The sequence below is a fragment of the Algibacter sp. genome, from assembly GCF_049667265.1.
Taxonomy (GTDB): domain Bacteria; phylum Bacteroidota; class Bacteroidia; order Flavobacteriales; family Flavobacteriaceae; genus Algibacter_B.
Genome location: NZ_JBATHX010000330.1, coordinates 1 through 2,383 on the forward strand (window position 1 = coordinate 1; position 2,383 = coordinate 2,383).

The 2,383-nt window shown below is 34.3% G+C and carries 2 protein-coding genes; both read right to left on the reverse strand.

All coding sequences use genetic code 11. The annotated features are described in order from the left end of the window. Positions 1 to 52: 52 nt before the first annotated feature. Complete coding sequence (locus WBN21_RS11735) at positions 53 to 802, reverse strand: rhomboid family intramembrane serine protease (RefSeq protein ID WP_424200499.1); 750 nt, start codon at positions 800 to 802, stop codon at positions 53 to 55. 3 nt (positions 803 to 805) lie between these two features. Then, the coding region (gene mutL / locus WBN21_RS11740; protein ID WP_424200501.1) for a DNA mismatch repair endonuclease MutL at positions 806 to 2,383 on the reverse strand (1,578 nt) is incomplete at its 5' end.

Below are 2,383 nucleotides of genomic sequence, written 5' to 3' on the forward strand. Positions count from 1 at the left end.
AATACATTAAGATTAGAAAGTTTTTCTTTTATGTCTTGTGTAAGTGACGTCATTAATTCCAACGGTTCCTGTTAAACTGATTTTTTTTCCAATACCACATAATTAAAAAACCTGTTAGGGCGCCACCAACGTGAGCCATATAAGCAGTATTACTTGGGCTAAAAAATGATTGCCCTGTTAAACCTGAGATTAAATCTAAAATGATTATTCCTGGAATAAAGTATTTTGCTTTTATTGGGATTGGTAAAAAAATCATCATGAGTTCGGCATTTGGATTCATCATTCCGAAGGCAGCCATAACACCCATAATACAACCGGATGCACCAACCATTGATGCATTAAATGCCGAGTAAATATCTTTTAATAATACAACTTGCGAATTAGAAACGCCTGCAATAACTTCATTTGTGGATAGCATTTGCTTAATACTATCTGAGGACAGACCAGATTCTAGTAACGAATTATAGTCTGGAAGATATTGAAAATAATAAAACCCTACTTGAAGTAAAACGGCTCCTAACCCAGCAGAAATATAAAGAAACAAAAAACGTTTAGAACCTAAAACTTGCTCTACTGGTGAACCAAACATCCAAAGCGCAAACATATTAAATAATATATGCATGGCTCCTCCATGCATAAACATATGTGTAATAATTTGCCATGGTTTAAAGGCATCATTTTGAGGAAAATACATAGCAAACCATTCGTAAAATAAATTACCATTTCCAATTGCTAAAGTCCCGATAAACATTAATGCGTTAATGATTATTAAATGTTTAACGGTGTCTGAAATTCGCATCATATTTTATATAAATTTTTTATCTAACTCATCCACACTCATGGTAACAAATGTGGTTCTGTTAGTAGGCGACACATTAGGTTCTTTACAAGCAAATAGCTTATTTACTAAATGTTCTTGTTCATCTTTTAGCAACGACTGCCCAGTTTTAATGGCTAAACTTTTAGCCATTGATTTTGCTAATAAATCGGAAGCACTAAAATGACTATCTGGCACTTCGTTTTCAACATCACTTATCAGTTGTTCCAAAATAATCGACACTTCGCTTTCTGGAACACCAACTGGCACACCCGTAATTTCAACTAACTCACCTTTAACGCTAGAAAATGCAAAACCTGTATGTTCTAAATCGAGTTTTAACTGATTTATTATAGCAATATCTGGTGGTGAAAAATGTAATTGAAGCGGGAATAATAATTGCTGACTTGCAGCTTCCTTTATGGTTAAATTCTTTAAAAAATCTTCATACAAAATACGCTGATGTGCACGATGCTGATCGATAACCATCATTCCCGATTTTATGGTACTTACAATATATTTATTGTGCAGCTGATAGGTTGTATGGGTTTTCTCAACTTGTTTATCATCGTCAAAAATAGATGCTGTACGTTCTTCACTCTCAAATTGAACTTCGGAAAAATCTGATTTCGAATCATTTCCTTTTGATTCTAACCCCACATATAAACCTTCCCAACTTGTTGTTTGGTCTTTTTTATAAGCTACAGCTCTATCTTTTGAAGTTTTTTCATCTTGAAATGGATTAAAACTTCTATCTACTTCAACCTTTGGAGCATTCGTATTATCCTTTTTAAAACTGTAAGGTGTATCTAAATTAGGGTCGCGCTCAAAATCAAGAACTGGCGCAATATTAAACTGCCCCAAACTGTGTTTTACTGCCGAACGCAATAAGGCGTAAAGCGTATGTTCATCATCAAACTTAATTTCTGTTTTTGTTGGATGGATATTGATATCGATAGTTTGTGGATTGACGGTTAAGTTTAAAAAATAACTTGCATGCGTTCCATTTTTAAGCAACCCTTCAAAAGCCGAAGCAATGGCGTGGTTTAAATAGGCACTTTTTATAAAACGGTCATTCACAAAAAAGAACTGCTCGCCTCTAGTTTTTTTAGCAAACTCAGGTTTACCAACAAATCCTGAAATTTTAAGCACTTCGGTATCTTCTTCAACGGGCACTAATTTTTCATTGGTTTTATTTCCGAAAATATTTACAATACGTTGACGATAATTACTAATTGGCAAATTAAAACTTTCACTTCCGTTGTTATACATAGCAAAACTAATATTAGGATGTGCTAATGCTACGCGATGAAACTCATCAATAACATGCCGCAATTCCACGGAATCAGATTTCAAAAAATTTCGTCTGGCAGGAATATTAAAAAACAGGTTTTTTACTGAAACTGATGTTCCTGTTGGTGTAACCACAATATCTTGCGACACCACATTACTGCCTTCAATAATTATACTATTACCAACATCATCAAGATCTTGTTTCGTTTTTAACTCCACATGGGCAATTGCTGCAATACTTGCTAGAGCCTCTCCACGAAAGCCTTTGGTATG